Origin of the sequence: Legionella anisa (genome assembly GCF_001467525.1) — a bacterium.
Lineage (GTDB): Bacteria > Pseudomonadota > Gammaproteobacteria > Legionellales > Legionellaceae > Legionella > Legionella anisa.
On the sequence record NZ_LNXS01000022.1, the window covers coordinates 269,038 to 287,866 of the forward strand.

Here is an 18,829-nt window from a genome sequence, read left to right on the forward strand (position 1 = left end):
GGCCCAAACAGGACCCGCGCTCACAGAACCTACCCAGGCCCAGTCTTTGGCGGGCATAACAGGGCCCATAGTCCCTGCCGAGGCTTGACTGGCCAACACACCAGCTCCTACTACAGAAATAAAGAAACGACAATTCATCAATGCTCCTTGCATAATAAAAACGAATGATTTAATGGAAATGAACAACAGTTAGCAGCAATTGATTGCAATCTCAAAGGAATGAGTGCGCTAATAAATTGCTCATTCCCTGTAGCGGCATCCTGTATATTATTTGATATTGAAAAACCATTTCATAAGATAGTACTTTGTTGATGATTTAAAAGCAAAAAATTTTGTCTATTTTATTCCGCAAGCTAATCCCAATTTTCGCGACACTGACAACTCCTATGGGCTATTGAAACTAGCGGTACTCTCGCTCTATTGCTTCAATTTCTTTAATAATCTGCTCACCCTCTTCATCGGTTTTAGTATTAAACCAGGCATCTAAAATTTCTTTTGCTAAATCTTGAGTTAACAGCCGATTGGATAAAGCTAAAACATTAGCTCGATTCCATATTCTTGCACCTTTTGCCGTTTGAGCATCCACACATAAAGCAGCTCTTATACCAGGTATTTTATTTGCCACAATTGAAATGCCCGTTCCAGTCCAACAAAAGAAAATACCTTCGTCACATTCTCCTTGATGAATCGCCTCAGCAGCAATTTGAGCGGTTTGAATCCACGGTTCACTGTGTCGTGATTTAATTGCGCCAAATAGAATAACCTCATGCCCTAACCGCTTTAGTTCTTCCACAACATAATCATTAACGGGATAGAGTGCATCGCTGCATACTGCTATTTTCATCGATTTACTACTCCTTGCATAAAAAAAGTCAAATTCTTATCAATACAGCTTATATTAAAAATTCACCAGACCAAAAACCGCTACTGAATACCAAACCAACCTCCGGTATCGCCTCCCGCCCAACACGCATTATTTTTACAGTCCTTAAATTTCTCAGAGCAGAGAAATTTGAATTTGTCTGCTTTACTGATGTCCATTCCCTTATATCCTTCAGGCTGGCAAATTCGTGCTACATATTCGCCCTTAACACGAATTTGCCCCATTACGTAAATATCTTCAGCAACAGGATAAATACCATGGTTATTATGCGAATAACATGCGATATAACATCCAGGGGACATAGTGTAGCTGTTATCTGTTGGTAAAAGCGCGCGTTCTGCACCAGGATAAGGATGATTAATGACCCCCTTATTTCCTAAAACATAAACAGGGTAAGGGGATGGCAATAAGGATTTATTTTCATCTGAATTCACTATAGGTGAGTTAAGTGCCAAAGTTTGTGTAACAAATAAGAATCCAATACTACTTAATAGTATTTTTTTCATTTTTGATTTCCTTGAGGGTTAGCTATTTAAAGTATAGGCAAATAAAACCATTTCCCGGTTTTATACTTACTTAATCCCCTTTAGCAAAAAACAGAAAAAGTCGAAATAAAATTTATTTCGACAGATTTTCAATTCCATTAAAATCAATGTCATAAGTTGATGCAGGATAAAACCCTTTCTTCACTCTGATTGCTCTACAAAGTACATTAAGCATCATCAATGTACTTTTTAATCGAAGCCAAGGATACGCTTTATGCTTTAATACATCATGTGCCCTTTGATAGTCTTTAATAAATTGACGTGGATTTTTTGGTATATATTTCAAGCAATGAAGCACCATTCCTTGCCCCAGCATGTGAGGCTGCATATTTTGCATATTGGGTATGTCATATTGCCTTTGCCCACTTAAAATAGTATGCCAGTCAATTTTATCTGTAAGTAAATGGAAGCCACTGGTTACTCTTGGGTTACACTCCAATACATAAGCTTTATCATTCGCCAAAATAAAATCAAAAGCAATTTGGCCACTGAATTCGAAACGTTTACAAAAAATCTTAATAAATTCACTGATTGGTTTTATTTCCGCAGGTTCAAAATAAATTCCAGTTGAACGACCCGCCTGATATTTGGAGTGATAACACGATTGAATCAGTACGTCGCCTTTATGGGCGATAGCATAAGTACTGTATTCTTTTCCTTGAATAAAGTGCTGCGCAATATAAGGTTCACTAATAGTAAGGTCGGAAATGATTTTTTGCGAAGGTTTAATTAACGTACGTGAACCAAAACGAGAAAACACAGGTTTTAAAACAAGCGCTTCATCCTTAGGAAGAATTTGTTTGTCCTCATCAGTATTCATTAACCAACTTTTAGGCGCGGTCAAACCATATTCACTGACAAGCTGATTAAACGCATATTTATTATGTAATTGACTCAAACGTTCAAAAGGCTCGCATAACAACTTAGTATGCTTCGACAATTCTTCATAGCCCTGACTTATATGAAAAATTTCTTCACATGTAGGAATAAGTAGATCAATTTTATATTGAATCACTATGTCTTTAATTGCTTTTAAAAATGCAGCCAAATCATCATTCGGTTTAGGAATAACAAAATGCTTTTTTATTCCTTTAACACATCGCGCAAGCGGATAAAGCATACTCTCAGCACCATAAACCTGATATCCCTGATTAATGAGACTACGTATAATATCCATGGTGGCCGGCGCCCTACCTCCAGTAACTAAAATGTTCATTTACATATTCCTTAAAAACCAATACCTACTTTAAAATCATGCAATCGTTAAGAACAGAATTTCCTTTTCTTAAATAATTTTTGACAGATGCTCATAAAAATTAAGCGGTGTTGCACTAACTAATAGTCGCTCCAGTCCATTGGCAAAAGCATAATGGTGCTCAGCAGAAATCATTTTTACAAGCAGTTCATTAATCATGTAAGCCATTTGCATGGAGTCACCTCCCATGTCGCCAAAAGTAACATGATTATCAATAACTTCAAGGGGTAATGATAGTACGCTTGCAAATAATTGACGAATTTGTGTTAATAAATCTTCATGCTTATCTATCTTAGGTAAAGTCGATTCAAAACTAGGTTTTGGTAGTTTTTTATAATCGATTTTCCCATTCACTGTGAGGGGCAACTCAATCAAAAAAATAAAATATCTTGGTACCATATAATATGGAAGTGTTTCAGATAATTTTTTCTGCAAATCAACTGCCTGTTCTTTTGAGTTCGATACCACATAGGCAATTAACTCGTTCTTTTCTCCCCCTATGGGGTAATTCAGTTTGATTAGCGTTACTACTGCTTGTGATATGTTATCCATTGCTAATAAAGCATTTTCTATTTCCGATAACTCAATACGATGACCACGAATTTTTATTTGTTGATCCTTTCTTCCTAAATAAATTAAGAGTCCATCTTCTCTATGTTTCGCTAAATCACCACTTTGATACATACGCTGGCCAGGGAAAAATGGATCACTCATAAAACGTTTATTGGTTAGTTCAAGATCGTTCAAATAACCAACCCCAACATTGCTCCCGGCAATATAAATTTCACCTTCTTCTTCAAGTCTGACTGGCTTAAATTGGCTATCAAGACAATAAATACGTGTATTTGCCATGGGAATACCAATAGGTACACTGCCGTGAAGATCATGTTTCGTATCATATTGATAAGTCATACAGCCTACTGTAGTTTCTGTAGGACCATATTCGTTAAATATTCGAGCGCCAGGTATTTTTTCCACAACTGATTTGGCCAACTTACAAGACAACTCTTCACCACCCACAACTAAAGTTACTTGGTGTTGCGCACTCATGGGTAAACTGCTTATCATTCTCAAGTGCGATGGGGTGAGCTTTAAAAAGTTGATCGCTTGATTTGCAAGTATTTTCTTTAATATCAGAGGGTTAATAGACTCAGGAATGAGCCTCATGCTGCCCCCCGTGAGTAAAGGCAAGTATAATGTTGTCACCGTCAAATCAAAAGCGATACTTGTAAATAACGCTGTATAATAAGGTTGATCATTATTTCGATATGCATCAACTGCCCAGGATAAATAATTCAACAATTGGCCATGACTAATCATTACTCCTTTGGGCTTACCTGTAGAGCCCGAAGTATAAATAATATAAGCCAACTGAGTGAGTAAATTTACACTTCTCTTTGGCATATTGGTACTCATGATGTGTAATGGAATGTGTGTACATAATCCCGAGTAACTTTTCCTTAGCTCTGCATACTGCTCCTGAACAACTAAAGTAGGTTGTGCATCTTCTAATAGAGTGAGAACCCAACCAACGGGTGATTTTATATCAATGGGAATATAAGCAGCACCTAAATACCAACAAGCCAGCATGGAGCAAACCATATCTTCATTTCTTGATAAATAAAGAGCAACATTATCTCCGCGGCATACACCTAAATCGGCAAAATAGCTGGCAATTTCCAAAACACGGTGACTCAATTGTTGATAAGTCAAAATCTGTTTTTTGGAAATTAAAGCATGTTCACAAGAATGTTCTCGTGCTTTCTCCCATATCTTTGTAAAAATAGTTTTTTCTTGAGAGTAGGCAATATCAGTTTGGTTATATACCGGCCATAGTGTGTCGCAATAGGCCCGATCATTATCTAAAGCGAACTCAGTTTCATTAACCAATTTTTTCAATTGATCAACTAAATGGGTACATTCTTCAAGTGTAGCGTGTGCGTTGGATACAGAGAAGCAGATTGTTGTTGCATCGTTGTGCTCTGTCACAATAAGGACAATAGGAGCAATAGGAACATTAATTGGCAAAAAATAACCATCAATGGCCTTGCTATCCTGTTCCGAATTGAAATTCGATAAATTAATTGATAGTTTCGATACGATTCCAGACATCATGTATCGATTTTTTTTGTTTTGATAATAAATCAGTGCATTAAGCAGGCCTTTTAACAAAGACAAAGGCAAATGACGCAAACAAGAATCATACTTCCCAACGTGTAGTTCATTTTGGTTACTGAGTTGCTTTACTATATCACTATAAATGACTGGCCAACTCGCCCCTTTTTTCGCCTCAATAAAAATTGGGTTTGCAAAATTAGCTGTGGTATTCCCATTAGGTACATGATGACGTAAATCTACCGGAAGCATGAAGCGAGCCTTTTCAGCACCTCGAGCCGTGCTGGCAGATAACAATATTTGGCAAATCTTGGCGGTTATGGCATTGATTTTTCCGGGAAGCGTTACCTTATGCCATAAATAATGAGTATGAGCAAAACCAGTATTTCCTGTTGGTGTAATACAATCCAATGGGAAATTTGGACGGCGTTTCATTTTTCTTTTTTGACTAAGGAATTCATAATCGGTCATCGCCAGATTCGTACCAATTAAAGGCTGTTTTCTCCATGCACGAAAAACATCGCTCGCCCAATGATATAAGCCCATACCATCCATTACCCCATGAAAAGCACGAAATACCAAAAAATGACGTGCTCCCTTTACATAAGTAACATGTGAAGCAGAATGTCCAGCATTAAATTGATGCCCATGGAAAAATGAGGCAGATTGAATATTATGACCATCCCATTCCATCTCTAAAATTTGAACAGGCTCAGAATTTATTGAAGTTTTTGAGGGGGCATACCAAATCGGATTAATATATTTTAACTTTGCGCATAAATGAACGTATGGATTCAATGCGTTCGTTTGAATAATAGCCTGACTGAGGGAAGATACATCCACTTCTGAATCCATTTCAAGCACCAGCTGCAGTGAAAAAGAATGATTCATCGTATCGCCAATAAGATACAGCTTTTCATTAGGTGTTATTGGGCGCTTAATTTTTTTATTGTATTGATGTGGCATAAATTAAGAGATGAGATGCATTTGTGTTCATAATCATACAAGATAGAGTGATAATTATACACTAAAAAGCCTTTTTAATGCCACAGGTTACCCCTCAGCCTACCTTATTAGTCCTTGTTCATTCCAAACAGGACTTGAGGTGATGACCTTCCTGAAGTTATAGCAGATACTGAGAAAACAAAAAAACGAGACATCGCCCGAGTATTGTCTTTACTGAATACCCAGGCTAAAAGTCGCATAGAATTGAATGTTTATGATGATTTTCTACGTTGCATAATTTGCGAAAAAAACTCAGGTTTATTGAGACCCATGGACGCAAAAATTTGAGGAACTCTATCCCAAGATCCTTCTTCCTCAATACTTGCGACAATTAACTCAAAACCCGTCTTCTTATCTGCTTCCAATCCCCATCCATTAATGAAACTAAGTCCCCTTAATCGTTTTGCAGCAATATGATTTAATGCGATTGCGGCTAATAAATATGCATGCGCTTCTTCAAAAAGCTGATTGCATTTCTTCAAATTAGCTTCACTTTTAAAAACACCTTCTTTTTCCAAATTCTGTCTGAATTTAGCTTCTTCAAGAATCATTTGTCCTAATTGATAATTCGCTTCTGCATTATCCAGCATTGCTGCTGCTCTATAACACTCCATGTACATGAGGTGTGCAAAAGGAAATTTTTTATTTCCTTTCAATTTGCTGTAAATGGCTGCCAATTCAAAATAATAGGCACTTTCTTTTTTCACCATTTCATCTCCGGGTTGATTATTTACCCGATTCGCTTGCATGGCTTTTATTTTCTTAACAATTCTTCTAATCTGCCAACGTTTTAAAAAGGCCATAAACTCTCCTGCCACTTATTATGATGTTGCTTGGATAAGATATTGTAATAAAAAAATCACGATTACAATGAGGATCATTAAACCAAGAATTTTTAGTCCAAAACCAGCGGACTCTTTTATTTCTTTACCAATTTGTTTACTGGGAGGATTTTCTGACTCTCCCTCCACGTACAATTCAGACTTGTAAAGATTGTTATCAATATAATTGGATACAAAATAGGAAATCAATCCAGTAATCACGCAGGGAACAAAAAATATTAACCAAACTATAAGTTTGCTTGCTCCCACAGTGTAGTTATAATCATCCTGCAATGAACTCAGCATGGTCAAAACCATATCAGGAACATTATAGTTCAATCCCCAAACAAGATAAGGTAAAATATATAAACTAAAGAAAAACAAGCCCAGAGAAAGTACTAAGCAAATCATACCCAAAATATAGAGCTTACTATTACTTCCGAATCGATCTTGTTCCATATTACCCCTATAATATCCTTTTCTTTAATTTAAGATAGCAGATGGATTTAAATAAGTACACTTACTGGTGATATTAACTAATTCATTTTAAAATAGAATATAGAGCATTTTTCTTATAAGGCAACTCATGAAACGTTATGTTTTTATGATCTCTGATGGTACAGGGATTACCGCTGAAACTTTAGGCCATAGTTTGATTACTCAATTTGAAAATACACAATTTGAACGGCTCACGATTCCCTACGTTGATTCTTTAAAAAAAGCAGAAGATGCCCTTCAACAAATTAACCATGCCTTCGAGGAACATGGAATCAAACCATTAGTATTTATGACGTTAATTGATCCCGAAATCAGAAATTACTTTAAAAAAGCACATGCTCGTGTATTTGACTTATTTAGTACTTTTATTGGTCCCATGGAAGAAGAGCTTAATGAAAAATCTTCTTATACAGTCGGAAGAACTCATGGTGTGGGTAACAGTAAACTTTATTTGCACCGACTTGAAGCAATAGATTTTGCATTATCTCATGATGATGGCGTGAAAACTCGAGGTTATGACAAGGCAGATATTATTCTCATTGGCGTTTCACGTTGCGGAAAAACACCAAGCTGCTTGTATATGGCACTTCAATATGGAATTTTGGCTGCTAATTATCCTTTTACTGAGGAAGATATTATTGGCTTTAGATTACCTGAGGTGTTAAAGCCTTATAAAAACAAACTGTTTGGATTAACCATTGACCCTCAGCGCCTGCAACACATCAGAGCAGAACGCAGACCCCATAGTAAATATGCTTCACCAGAACAATGTCGCCTGGAAGTAAATGAAGTTGAAGCCATGTACCAAAAGGAAAAAATTCCTTACATTAATTCGACAAAATATTCTATTGAGGAAATATCAACCAAAATACTGGCCGCGTCAGGTTTACACCGTAAAATATAGACAGGTACATTTTCCTTTCAATGTAGCCTGGGTGCAGCACAGCGGAACCCGGGTTTCGCTGTGCTGCACCCAGGCTACCGGAGCACTAGTTGGCAGCACTAGGAAAATCCGCATTACAATCATATCGGCTATCATTAGCTAAAAAAGTTTTGCAACTTTGACGAATAGTATATTTTACAGCAGTAGCATCAGGCACAGCAGCATTTTGCTGCTCAGACCATTGGAGAACTACGATACAACCCATAACTGCATAAAATCATGCACTTTCATTGCTGCAAGTGCATTCGTATCACTCATTGCCTGCATGATTCGTTCCACCTGCTCTACAGAAAACTGGGTGCTTAAGTTCTTTTTAAACTTGGATAATAAAACAGGAATACCTTCTTCACGTCTACGTTTGTGACCAATTGGATACTCTATGGTAATCAAATCACTCTCAGTACCATCTTTGAAAATTATTTTGATGCTGTTTGCAATTGAACGCTTTTCTGGATCATGGTAATCACGAGAAAAACGCTCATTTTCAGTAACATGCATTTTTTCACGTAGTAAATCGATTCTGGGATCTGCTGCAACATCATCTTCATAATGTTCGGCTTTTAAATCACCAAATAATAAGCCTATAGCAACCATATACTGTAAACAATGATCTCGATCAGCAGGATTATGCAGAGTACCTTGCTTACTAATAATTCGAATTGCCGACTCATGGGTCACTAAATCAATTCGTGTTATATCATCAAATCTGTGTTTGACAATAGGATGTAACATCACAGCACACTCAACCGCAGTTTGCGCATGAAACTCGGCAGGATAAGATAACTTAAACAAAACGTTTTCCATCACATAACTGCCATAAGGACGCTGAAATTTAAATATTTTTTTATCAAAAAGAACATCATAGAAACCCCAGGTCGGAGCACTTAATGCGCTTGGATAACCCATTTCTCCTGTTTTAGCAATTATCGCTAAGCGAACTGCTCTTGAGGTAGCATCTCCTGCCGCCCATGATTTTCTTGATCCAGCATTAGGTGCATGCCTATATGTTCTCAGACTTTGACCATCTACAAAAACTTGAGATAAAGTTCTTAACATCATGTCTTTATCAGCGCCAAAAAGCTGAGCTGCAACAGCAGCACTGGCAACTTTCACTAAAAAGACATGATCCAGCCCTACCCGGTTAAAACTGTTTTCCAATGCAAGGCAACCTTGAATTTCATGTGCCTTAATCATAGCGGTAAGCACATCCTGCATTAAAATTGGCGCATTACCCTTGTTGGCATAATTTTGTCGGGACATATAATCCGCTACAGCAAGAATGGCCCCTAAATTATCAGAAGGATGACCCCACTCTGCCGCAAGCCAGGTATCATTGAAATCCAGCCAACGTATCATAGCACCTATATTGAAGGCTGCCTGTACAGGCTCTAATTCATATGCTGTACCTGGAACTCGTGCCCCACCGGCCAGAGTAGCACCGGGAACAACTGGGCCTAAGAGCTTAGTACATTCAGCAAAATTTAACGCCAAAATACCACAACCTAGTGTATCCATAAGACATAAACGTGCCGTCTCATAGGCTAAAGCGCTATCAATTTTCTTGTTTAGCACATAATCCGCAATATCAATCATAACCTGATCGTAATCAGGTTTAATGTTATCTTCTACATAGCTGTGCATAATAACCTCTGTGCATTATTTATCTAGGTATTTGTTTCTCATCAGATTAACTCACTCAATCTTAGAAACTATCATTTAACAAATTACATCGTATCCTACCTCCCGCGGACAAGCCGCGGGAGGTTGATAGAGTGCTTTGCTCCTTAACTTAATGGCAGTACCACTCCGCCTTTCCCACTACTTTAATTTCATTCATCATATTAATGTTATAGACTGAACAATTACCCTCTCGTCTCAATAGCTGGGAATTTTTGGGGTTCAGGTCCAGTATACTCAGAGGTGGGTCTTATCAACTTATTATTCTCTCTTTGTTCAAATACATGTGCTGACCATCCTGTAATACGTGACATAACAAAAACTGGCGTGAACAAGAACGTAGGAATGCCACAATAGTGGTATGCCGAAGCACTATAAAAATCTAGATTTGGAAATAATTTTTTTTCATTCCACATGACTTCTTCAATGCGCTCTGAAATATGATATAAAAGAAGCTCGCCCTTCTCCTCACCCAAACGGAATGACCATTTTTTGATAATATCAGAACGTGGATCACTGGTCGTGTAGACTCGATGTCCGAATCCCATAATGAGTGCTTTATTAAGCAACATGTTCCTCAATTCAGTTTCAGCTTGATCAGGACTATCAAAACGTTCTATAAGCTCCATTGCTGCCTCATTAGCCCCTCCATGCAAAGGACCTCTTAAAGTACCAATAGCACTTGTGATTGCAGAATAAAAATCAGCCAATGTTGCAGCAGTAACTCGTGCAGCAAAAGTTGAGGCATTAAATTCATGCTCAGCATATAAAATCAATGATACATTCATCATTTGAGCTTCTAATTTGCTTGGCTTACGCCCATGTAATAATGCAAGAAAATGTGCCCCGGTTGTTTGCTCATCACTTAAACCAGAAATTTCTTTATTATGAAAATGCCATGCATACCAGTAGCACATTATTCCTGGGAATAAAGCGAGTAATCTATCTGCAATGTCATATTGTTGTGAAAAACTATTTTCTGGTTCGATTGTTCCCAAAAATGAACAACCCGTTCTCAGAACATCCATCGGATGTGTGTTTTTGGGAATTAGTTTAAGTACAGTCTTTAAAGTATCGGGTAATGCTCTAAGACTAACTAATTTTTTTGTATATGCATCCAATTCTTTTTGGGTAGGTAATCGTCCATAAAGTAATAAATAAGCTACTTCCTCAAACGTGGCATATTCTGCTAAATCATCAATTGAGTAACCTCTATAATTCAACCCTTTACCTGCTAGTCCAACTGTACAAATTGCTGATTGGCCAGCAACTACACCGGCTAAACCGCCGCTTTTAACACTCATTGTCTTCCTCCATCAATTGGTCTAGTTTTTGTTCGTATTGATAATAACCAAGCACCTCATAAAGTTCTTCCCGAGTTTGCATTTTATCGATCATGGACTGTTGTGTACCCTCTTGAAGAATTGCTTTATAAGTATTTAGCGCTGATTGGGACATCGCTCTAAATGCACTCAATGGGTACAAAATTAACGAGACACCAACCTGTTTCAGTTCTTCGCGATTAAATAAAGGGGTTTTGCCAAACTCAGTGATATTCGCCAATACAGGCACAGGAATTGCCTGAGTAAAGGTTTGATACTCCTCCAGACGAGTCATCGCCTCAGGAAATATCATATCAGCCCCTAATTCGACACAAAGCAATGCTCTTTCTATAGCTGCACTCATTCCTTCAACAGCATAGGCGTCCGTTCTCGCCATGATGACAAAATCAGGATCCTGACGTGCATCAACTGCTGATTTAATTCGGTCACCCATTTCTTTCAAAGACACAATCGCTTTATTGGGTCTGTGCCCACATCGTTTTGCCAGTACCTGATCTTCAATATGAATGGCTGCTACACCTGTTTTCTCCATAAGTTTTATGGTTCTAGCAATATTAAACGCATGCCCCCATCCTGTATCCACATCAACAAGAAGTGGTAAAGAACACGCTTCGGTAATTCGGCGTGCATCCTCAAGAACTTGCGATAGATTGGTCATACCAAGATCGGGTATACCATAAGAGGCATTCGCAACACCAGCTCCTGAAAGATATATTGCCTTAGCCCCAGAAAACTGCGCGAGCATAGCAGAATAAGCATTTATGGTTCCCAATACCGGTAGTGGTTTATTTTCTTTGACTGTCTGTTTGAAGGCTTTGCCCATGGAACTCGCCATTAGCTGTCACTCCTTGATCTTAAATATGATATGTGAACTATAGTAGCCTGGGTGCAGCGCAGCGGAACCCGGATTTCTTGCGTGGATTCCGGTATCTTGCTTCGCTCAAACTACCGGTTTAGTATTATGCTCTAATGAGAACCTCATCTCAATCGATTTTAATATCACCCCGAATTATATTTTTACGTAAGAAACGCGCGGGAGATAAAGCATAATGCAAATTTCTGGGCAAACAGCTTATTTCGTTATTGATTATCGAGGCGAGCCATTCTGCGCACAAAGGAATTGTTGTAAGGCCTCGAGAACCAAATCCGGCACAGGCATAAAGCCCAGGATAATAGGGACCACATTGAGCTATCCAACGCTTTGCATTCGTTTCCAATCGGATAAATTGCTCTACAAATTGTTCTGCTTTTGCAATTTTTCCAACTAAAGGAAGGTAATCAGGAGTTGATGCCCTGACTCCCGCCCAATGATTACTCACTTCATCAGACCATAAAATCTCTGGGGCTAATTGTTGAAGCTTAGCCAAATTACTCCGATCGTCCTGAGGTTTTATTTGAGATTCTGCTGATTTTAACTCATAGGTAGCGCCTAGATGATGAATACCCTCTATTGCAGGAAGCACGTGTCCCTGGCCACATAAAGGCAATTTTAAACAAGCGCTTTGTTCTGTTGACAAAATTGCTGTCATTTGCCCCCGAATGGGTTTAACAGGCAAATACTTTGTCTCTTTAAACGAATTGATTTTATGACCATTAGCTAAAATGAGAACATCCGTTTCCAAATCATTCACAACCCATCGCTTATCAAAAATCAATTGGTCAATTACCGTATTAGTCAATAAAGAAATACCTTCCGTATTAATTAAAAATTGACATAATTCTGGAGAGTTAATCCATCCTGATAGAGGAATATACAGACCAGGTTTATCTAACGCAAATCCTGCTAATTGCGAAGCGAGTTCTACATCTACGAGTCTACCCAACTCTGGATAATGAGCCAGCCAAGTACGTAAACTGGATTGAGCAGCTTTTTCCTTGTCAGAGTAAGACAGTAATAAAGAGCCACTCAACTCACCAATTTTTGTTTGCTTTAAGATGCATTGATAAGTTCGTACAGCATATAAAAATGCAGCTAACATAAATTGAGTCAAAGGAGAACTGTAAGCGGATAGTTTAGGAAATAAAACCGCTTGCTGATTCGCTGAGCCGCCGCTCCCTATTTGACTTAGCTCATCAATAATCGTTACGTTCCACCCTCGCTTATTAAGAGCATGCGCTGTAAAACAACCTGCAAGGCCAGCGCCTATAATTACAGCTGATTTGCTGGAGTACTTTTCTGGTTTCCCTACATGCCACGGAGTGTGACGCTTTGCAGCATTTTGTACTGATATCTGTGTAAAACGAGCGCAAACCATATGACGTTTTGGACCAAATCCTTTTCTTTTTTTAACAACAAATCCGTGCTGGCTTAAACTTGTTTTAACAGAACCTGCAGCTGTATAAGTTGCTAGAGTTGTTTCTTCTTTAGATAACAGAGCAATTACTTTCATTAAAGCATCAGACCACATATTTTGATTTTTGGCTGGAGCAAAACCATCAAGGAACCATGCGTCAATAAAAGCTGTTCTGAGTTGACTCTCAAGCGAGGACTCGCCACAAATTAATAGCTGTTCATAACATTCTAGTGCGTCTCCTAACATTAATGTCAGAGTCACTCTCCCATCACAAAATGAAAGATTATGATATCCGGGAGTTAATACAGGATAACTTGCTATGAGTTGCTGAGCTTGCTTTTCCAATTGTGGCCAGGAAGCAAGACTTTTCGTTAAGTCTGCACGTGACAAAGGATGCTTTTCACTGGAAATAAAATGTAATTGACATGATTTAGGAGCATATTGCTCCCACAAACTCCAACTTACAAGAAAATTCAAGCCAATTCCAAAACCAGTTTCTGCTATGGTAAATCGTTGCGGCGCATCAGGAGAAAAAGATTGCCAACGCTTGGTTAAGTCATTTCCCTCAATAAATACATAGAGTGCTTGCTCAATCCCACCTTCGGAAGAGTGATAAATATCATCATATTGTGTTGAGAAAGGCAGAGTTCCATGCCACTCTAACTCTGCCGTATTAATCGGTACAAAAAAATTACTCACATACAACCACTCGATTCGTAGCCATCCCGTTGGCTTCTTGTAATTCAATTGGCTTTTTTTCCTGGAGTAACTCCCGTAACTTGGGAACCATGATAAAAAGTACAATTGAAGAACCAATTGCAAATAAACCTAACATTAAAAACACATGGCTGTAACCATCATTAGTGACTAAAGGTGAAACACTCTCTTGTCCTTCAATCATCATGTTTGAACTGTAGCTAGACAAAGCAGCACCCACGCCCGTATTTAACATCCACATTCCCATCATCACACCTTGTAACGATGAAGGGGCTAAATATCCTATCATAGCATAACCAATTGGAGATATTAAAAGCTCGCCAATGCTCTGCAAAACGTAACTCAAGACAATCCAGCTGGGATTCACCAACCCTTCATAGTTGGCATAAGCGATACCAATAGGTAATATTGCAAAAGCAATACCAATAAAAAGCAATGCTAATGCAAATTGAGTAGGAATATTAATTTGCACCCCATTTTTGCGCATCCTATGCAGCAAAATACCTAATAATGGCCCCCCAATAACAATAGCTACTGTATTAATATTTTGAAACCATTGCGGTGGAATTACCCAGCTTGCATAATCACGCTGTACATTATGGTCGATAAAGACCGTAAGACCCATGGGCGCTATTTGATAAAGCATCCAAAAGACAGTCCCCACAATCATAAGTACAGCAAAAGCAACTATTTTATCTCTTGCTTCTTTTGTTGGTTGTTGTCTTGCCAAATACAAAATTACACCCAGCATTAAAAAGCCTGTTACCAATACCAATTTTTTAGCCCAATCTGCATATTGAAGCATTTGGCTTAAAAGAAATGGGAGCATCATTATCAGAAAAATACCTAAAAGAACGGCTTTTTTTTGGGACATCTTGTCTTTTCTAGAAAAAATCGTTTCTTTATCTGATAATTGTTGCCAACAATACAAACAAATAATCAATGCAATCAAATTTCCCAAGCTGCTAAGAAGGAAGAGTCGTTCATAGTTCTGAGTCAACTGAAATAATCCACTTAAGCTAAAACCAACAAAAAAACCAATATTCATACCCGCATAATTCATGAGAAATGCTGTTTCACGTCGAGTATCTTCTGGAGTGAAACGTTGGGTTAGCATGCAATTTAAACACGTCACGTTCAACCCAGAACCCGTTAAGAACGCTGCCAAGCCATAATAAAGAAATGAAATATCACCAAATGACAATAGGACACAACCTATAGTTTGTGCCACCATTCCTGCGCAAAACAATGCGCGATTAGAGAGCAACCGCCCTCCCCAAAAACCACCAAGCAAATGCAACCCGTAATTAAAAGCAATAAAAACGCCCATGACGCTGTTCGCAGTGCTGATTTGAAGCCCTAACCGCCCTTCCATGTACAAAACAAGCGTTGAATAAAGAACACTGAAGCTTAACGTAGAAACAATCTGAATAAAAAAAAGAGGAACAATTCCTTGCGGCATTGATTGTATAAATTCCTTTTTGTTTGCCATGCTCGACATCGTATTACTTCCTTGTTAAAGAACGTCTCTGAATATGACATGTGAAAAAATTACTGTCTAGGCATTTTAAAAAATTTATTTTTTATCTCTTTTTGTTCCATATTGTAGCCTGGGTGCAGCGCAGCGTAACCCGGGTTTGATAGGCTTATTCATATGTAGAAACCCGGGTTACGCTGCGCTGCACCCAGGCTACAAACACCTCGAAACTATTATTTTCTTAATTGAGTAAGAACTTCCTCAGCAGCCATTTGTGTTTTAATAATTTCGTTTTCTCCATGTGCACTGGAAACAAATCCAGCTTCATACATGGAAGGAGCAAAATAAACACCTTTTCCTAACATTCCATGATAAAACTTTTTAAATAAAACCTCATCTGACGCAGCAATGTCCGCATAATCAGCGATATGTTTTTTTTCTGTAAAACAAAAGCCAAACATTCCCCCTAATGAAGCACTAAAAAATGGGATATTTAGTGTTTCAGCGACAGATGCCAATGCCAGAGTTAACGCTTGAGTAGTCTGACTTAATTTGGCAAAAAATCCTGGCTTTTCAATTTCAGATAAAGTTGCAAGACCTGCAGCCATGGCTAATGGGTTACCAGATAGTGTGCCTGCTTGATATACAGGTCCCTCAGGAGCCAAAAAGGACATGATCTCTGCTCTGCCGCCCAACGCACCTACTGGCATGCCGCCACCAATCACTTTACCAAGGGTAGTAATATCAGGAGTAATTCCGAAGACCCCTTGAGCCCCTGTTAGTCCCACTCTAAATCCAGTCATTACCTCATCAAAAATCAATAAAGCGTTGTATTGATCACATAATTGACGCAATCCGTTCAGGAATTCGGGTTCAGGTAAAACAAACCCCATGTTTCCAGCTACAGGCTCCAATATTACTGCAGCAATATCATCAGGAAACTTTTCAAATAATTGTTCTGTTTGTTTTAGATCATTAAAATTCGCGGTTAGGGTATGCTCTGTAACACTTTGTGGAATTCCTGGAGTTGAAGGAATACCTAATGTAAGGAGACCAGATCCTGCTTTAACCAATAAACTGTCGCTATGCCCATGATAGCAACCATTAAATTTAATAAATTTATTTTTCTTGGTTACTCCGCGAGCCAGTCTGATCGCAGTCATTGTTGCCTCAGTACCGGAATTCACCATGCGTACTTTTTCAATCGAAGGAATTAAAGAGATAATTTTTTCAGCCAATTGTACTTCAAGTTCAGTAGGTGCTCCAAAACTCATACCACTATGAAGCACTTTACTCACTGCTTCAATTACAGCTGGATGGCAATGTCCAAGGATTAATGGTCCCCAAGATCCAACATAATCGATATATTCATTATTATCTACATCAACAAGATAAGCACCTTTACCTTGTTTAAAAAAAATAGGATCGCCGCCGACACCTTTAAACGCTCGTACTGGTGAATTAACGCCTCCAGGGATAAGCTTTTGGGCTTGATGAAATAAATCAGTTGAACGAATCATAAAAAATCTCCATAATTTTGCTGTATAATATTACAGTCATTCTTAAAAATTGGCAAAAAAAACACTTTATCTTTACATCGAAGCCCACAATAGCTAAATTACGCCCTTTTAAACGAGTATTATTATGCAAGAATATAAAAAATATATTTGTGTCATCTGTGGTTTTATTTATGATGAAGCCGAAGGATGGCCTGAAGATGGAATTGAACCTGGTACGCGATGGGAAGATGTACCAGAAAACTGGTTCTGCCCAGATTGCGGTGCTGGTAAAGAAGATTTTGATATGGTTGAAATGGAATAAGACATACGTAGGCTGGGTGCAGCGCAGCGGAACCCGGGTTTCTGATGTTTTATCAAGTCACAAGACCCGGGTTCCGCTGCGCTGCACCCAGGCTACAATTTTTACGGCTTTACCACAATTAAGATCACAATCCCTATCAACAACAAAGTCGGCAATTCATTATAAATACGAAAAAAACGAGTGCTTTTTTGATTTTTATCCTGGGCGAATGCCTTTAAATAATGCCCACATAGCACATGATAAATCCATAAAATAACTACAAGGCTCAATTTGGCATGCATCCATCCTGCTTTTAGGTAATAAGATGGATTATAGCTGAGAAGCCATAATCCCAATAAAGTTGTCCCTATTGCAGCAGGCCACGTTATTCCATAATAAAGTCTTTTTTCCATTATTTTAAAACGATTAAGACTTGTCTCATCATGAGTATCAGCATGATAAACAAATAATCTAGGTAAATAAAATAATCCGGCAAACCAGGCAACCATCGCAATAATATGAAATGCTTTAATATACAACACTGTTAATTTCCTGAACGCTGCTTTCGTTTTTTCCGGGCATGTTTTACCAAATTCAAAGCCTCTACTCCCAACGAAAAACCCATAGCAAAATAAATATATCCCCGTGGAATATGGAAAGCAAATCCATCAGCAACGAGTACCATACCAATTAGAATTAAGTAACTTAGCGCAAGCATTTTGATTGTAGGATATTCTTTAATGAATGCACTTACTGCTTCACTGGCAAAAACCATAATGAGAATAGCGCATGTAATCGCGACAGCCATTACCCAAAAGTGTGACGTTAATCCCACTGCAGTCAAGACACTATCTAAAGAAAAGATAATATCCATTAATGCAATTTGGAAAATAACCGCCTTAAAGGTTGTTTTAAATGCAGCAGTCTTTTCACCCGTTAATACCGGCTCCGAAGTCACATCTTGATGAATTTCTTCCGTTGCTTTCCAAATTAGAAAAGCACCGCCAGCTATGAGAAAAAAATCACGCGCAGAAAACGACATATGAGCCACAGAAAGTAACGGCTTGGTCAATTTGATGAGATCAACTGCTACGGCTAATAAAATCAAGCGCATAACCCAGGAAAGTGTAAGCCCCCAGCGCCTTGCTTTTTTCCTCTGTTTGGGAGGTAATCTTTCAGACAAAATAGATAAAATAACCAGATTGTCAATTCCCAAAACAATTTCCAATATGATTAAAACGATTAAGCCTGCTGTAACATCAATAAAATCCATCAAATCCTCTGATATCAGAAATTGAAAAACTATATAATATACTCTTAATCTGATATTTACCTATATTTTTCTGCAAAATCTACAGCATAAACTTTATTGAAAACCGATGTTTATAAAGGCAAATGATTCACTTTATTCTTTTGCTTCGATATAATATATCGCGTTATATTAATCTTGTGAGAT

General features: G+C 38.2%; 16 protein-coding genes. 2 read left to right on the plus strand and 14 right to left on the minus strand.

The window, feature by feature from the left end; translation table 11 throughout:
- Positions 1-400 precede the first annotated feature (400 nt).
- From Lani_RS08490 to Lani_RS08515, 6 genes are all read right to left on the minus strand, one after another.
- Positions 401-844 carry an RpiB/LacA/LacB family sugar-phosphate isomerase gene (locus Lani_RS08490; RefSeq protein ID WP_019232386.1) on the minus strand — a complete coding sequence of 148 codons (444 nt, stop codon included), beginning with the start codon at positions 842-844 and terminating at the stop codon, positions 401-403.
- A gap of 80 nt (positions 845-924) precedes the next feature.
- Positions 925-1,389: a hypothetical protein gene (locus Lani_RS08495; protein ID WP_019232387.1), complete on the minus strand. Its 465-nt coding sequence runs from the start codon at positions 1,387-1,389 to the stop codon at positions 925-927.
- A 112-nt stretch (positions 1,390-1,501) separates the two neighbouring features.
- Entirely contained in the window at positions 1,502-2,644 is a 1,143-nt protein-coding gene (locus Lani_RS08500; RefSeq protein ID WP_019232388.1) for an ATP-grasp domain-containing protein, read from the minus strand.
- A gap of 69 nt (positions 2,645-2,713) precedes the next feature.
- On the minus strand, positions 2,714-5,689 hold the full coding sequence (locus Lani_RS08505; RefSeq protein ID WP_160163600.1) for a non-ribosomal peptide synthetase: 2,976 nt from the start codon (positions 5,687-5,689) through the stop codon (positions 2,714-2,716).
- A gap of 326 nt (positions 5,690-6,015) precedes the next feature.
- Positions 6,016-6,606: an SEL1-like repeat protein gene (locus Lani_RS08510; protein ID WP_019232390.1), complete on the minus strand. Its 591-nt coding sequence runs from the start codon at positions 6,604-6,606 to the stop codon at positions 6,016-6,018.
- A gap of 18 nt (positions 6,607-6,624) precedes the next feature.
- Positions 6,625-7,083 (minus strand): membrane protein, encoded by a 459-nt coding sequence (locus tag Lani_RS08515; protein WP_019232391.1) that lies wholly within the window; start codon positions 7,081-7,083, stop codon positions 6,625-6,627.
- Between the two features lie 127 nt (positions 7,084-7,210).
- Between Lani_RS08515 and ppsR the strand changes: the two genes are divergently transcribed.
- Positions 7,211-8,026, plus strand: coding sequence for a posphoenolpyruvate synthetase regulatory kinase/phosphorylase PpsR (gene ppsR / locus Lani_RS08520; protein WP_019232392.1), 816 nt, complete (start codon positions 7,211-7,213; stop codon positions 8,024-8,026).
- 228 nt (positions 8,027-8,254) lie between these two features.
- On the opposite strand, the gene Lani_RS08525 is transcribed toward ppsR, so the two are convergent.
- The 6 genes from Lani_RS08525 to hemL form a co-directional block, all read right to left on the minus strand.
- The gene (locus tag Lani_RS08525) at positions 8,255-9,706 is read right to left on the minus strand and encodes a bifunctional 2-methylcitrate dehydratase/aconitate hydratase (protein WP_019232394.1); all 1,452 of its coding nucleotides are present in this window, start codon (positions 9,704-9,706) and stop codon (positions 8,255-8,257) included.
- A gap of 221 nt (positions 9,707-9,927) precedes the next feature.
- Positions 9,928-11,046, minus strand: a complete 1,119-nt coding sequence (gene prpC / locus Lani_RS08530; RefSeq protein ID WP_019232395.1) for a bifunctional 2-methylcitrate synthase/citrate synthase — start codon at positions 11,044-11,046, stop codon at positions 9,928-9,930.
- Positions 11,036-11,920: a methylisocitrate lyase gene (gene prpB, locus Lani_RS08535; protein WP_019232396.1), complete on the minus strand. Its 885-nt coding sequence runs from the start codon at positions 11,918-11,920 to the stop codon at positions 11,036-11,038. The genes prpC and prpB overlap by 11 nt, the downstream gene beginning before the upstream one ends.
- Positions 11,921-12,068: 148 nt before the next feature.
- Positions 12,069-14,078 carry a bifunctional tRNA (5-methylaminomethyl-2-thiouridine)(34)-methyltransferase MnmC2/FAD-dependent 5-carboxymethylaminomethyl-2-thiouridine(34) oxidoreductase MnmC1 gene (mnmC, locus tag Lani_RS08540; RefSeq protein ID WP_019232397.1) on the minus strand — a complete coding sequence of 670 codons (2,010 nt, stop codon included), beginning with the start codon at positions 14,076-14,078 and terminating at the stop codon, positions 12,069-12,071.
- A complete protein-coding gene (locus Lani_RS08545) occupies positions 14,071-15,597 on the minus strand; it encodes a peptide MFS transporter (RefSeq protein WP_019232398.1) in 1,527 nt (508 codons plus the stop codon). Before Lani_RS08545 ends, mnmC begins: the two co-directional genes overlap by 8 nt.
- Before the next feature lie 209 nt (positions 15,598-15,806).
- A complete protein-coding gene (gene hemL, locus Lani_RS08550; protein WP_019232399.1) occupies positions 15,807-17,093 on the minus strand; it encodes a glutamate-1-semialdehyde 2,1-aminomutase in 1,287 nt (428 codons plus the stop codon).
- Positions 17,094-17,217: 124 nt separating this feature from the next.
- On the opposite strand from hemL, the gene Lani_RS08555 reads away from it, so the two are divergent.
- Positions 17,218-17,394 (plus strand): rubredoxin, encoded by a 177-nt coding sequence (locus Lani_RS08555; protein WP_019232400.1) that lies wholly within the window; start codon positions 17,218-17,220, stop codon positions 17,392-17,394.
- A gap of 101 nt (positions 17,395-17,495) precedes the next feature.
- Here Lani_RS08555 and hemJ read toward each other — a convergent pair whose 3' ends face one another.
- Both hemJ and Lani_RS08565 read right to left on the minus strand, forming a co-directional pair.
- The gene (hemJ, locus tag Lani_RS08560; protein ID WP_019232401.1) at positions 17,496-17,915 is read right to left on the minus strand and encodes a protoporphyrinogen oxidase HemJ; all 420 of its coding nucleotides are present in this window, start codon (positions 17,913-17,915) and stop codon (positions 17,496-17,498) included.
- 2 nt (positions 17,916-17,917) lie between these two features.
- Complete coding sequence (locus Lani_RS08565) at positions 17,918-18,646, minus strand: TerC family protein (RefSeq protein WP_019232402.1); 729 nt, start codon at positions 18,644-18,646, stop codon at positions 17,918-17,920.
- Between the last annotated feature and the right edge of the window lie 183 nt (positions 18,647-18,829).

Bases quoted from the DNA above. Each gene is read 5' to 3' on its own strand.
- prpC (WP_019232395.1), bottom strand. From the start codon at position 11,046: ATGAGTGTTAAAAGCGGCGGTTTAGCCGGTGTAGTTGCTGGCCAATCA.
- Lani_RS08545 (WP_019232398.1), bottom strand. From the start codon at position 15,597: ATGTCGAGCATGGCAAACAAAAAGGAATTTATACAATCAATGCCGCAA.
- Lani_RS08515 (WP_019232391.1), bottom strand. From the start codon at position 7,083: ATGGAACAAGATCGATTCGGAAGTAATAGTAAGCTCTATATTTTGGGT.
- Lani_RS08500 (WP_019232388.1), bottom strand. From the start codon at position 2,644: ATGAACATTTTAGTTACTGGAGGTAGGGCGCCGGCCACCATGGATATT.
- Lani_RS08505 (WP_160163600.1), bottom strand. From the start codon at position 5,689: ATGAATCATTCTTTTTCACTGCAGCTGGTGCTTGAAATGGATTCAGAA.
- Lani_RS08490 (WP_019232386.1), bottom strand. From the start codon at position 844: ATGAAAATAGCAGTATGCAGCGATGCACTCTATCCCGTTAATGATTAT.
- ppsR (WP_019232392.1), top strand. From the start codon at position 7,211: ATGAAACGTTATGTTTTTATGATCTCTGATGGTACAGGGATTACCGCT.
- Lani_RS08555 (WP_019232400.1), top strand. From the start codon at position 17,218: ATGCAAGAATATAAAAAATATATTTGTGTCATCTGTGGTTTTATTTAT.
- prpB (WP_019232396.1), bottom strand. From the start codon at position 11,920: ATGGCGAGTTCCATGGGCAAAGCCTTCAAACAGACAGTCAAAGAAAAT.
- Lani_RS08565 (WP_019232402.1), bottom strand. From the start codon at position 18,646: ATGGATTTTATTGATGTTACAGCAGGCTTAATCGTTTTAATCATATTG.
- Lani_RS08495 (WP_019232387.1), bottom strand. From the start codon at position 1,389: ATGAAAAAAATACTATTAAGTAGTATTGGATTCTTATTTGTTACACAA.
- Lani_RS08510 (WP_019232390.1), bottom strand. From the start codon at position 6,606: ATGGCCTTTTTAAAACGTTGGCAGATTAGAAGAATTGTTAAGAAAATA.
- hemL (WP_019232399.1), bottom strand. From the start codon at position 17,093: ATGATTCGTTCAACTGATTTATTTCATCAAGCCCAAAAGCTTATCCCT.
- Lani_RS08525 (WP_019232394.1), bottom strand. From the start codon at position 9,706: ATGCACAGCTATGTAGAAGATAACATTAAACCTGATTACGATCAGGTT.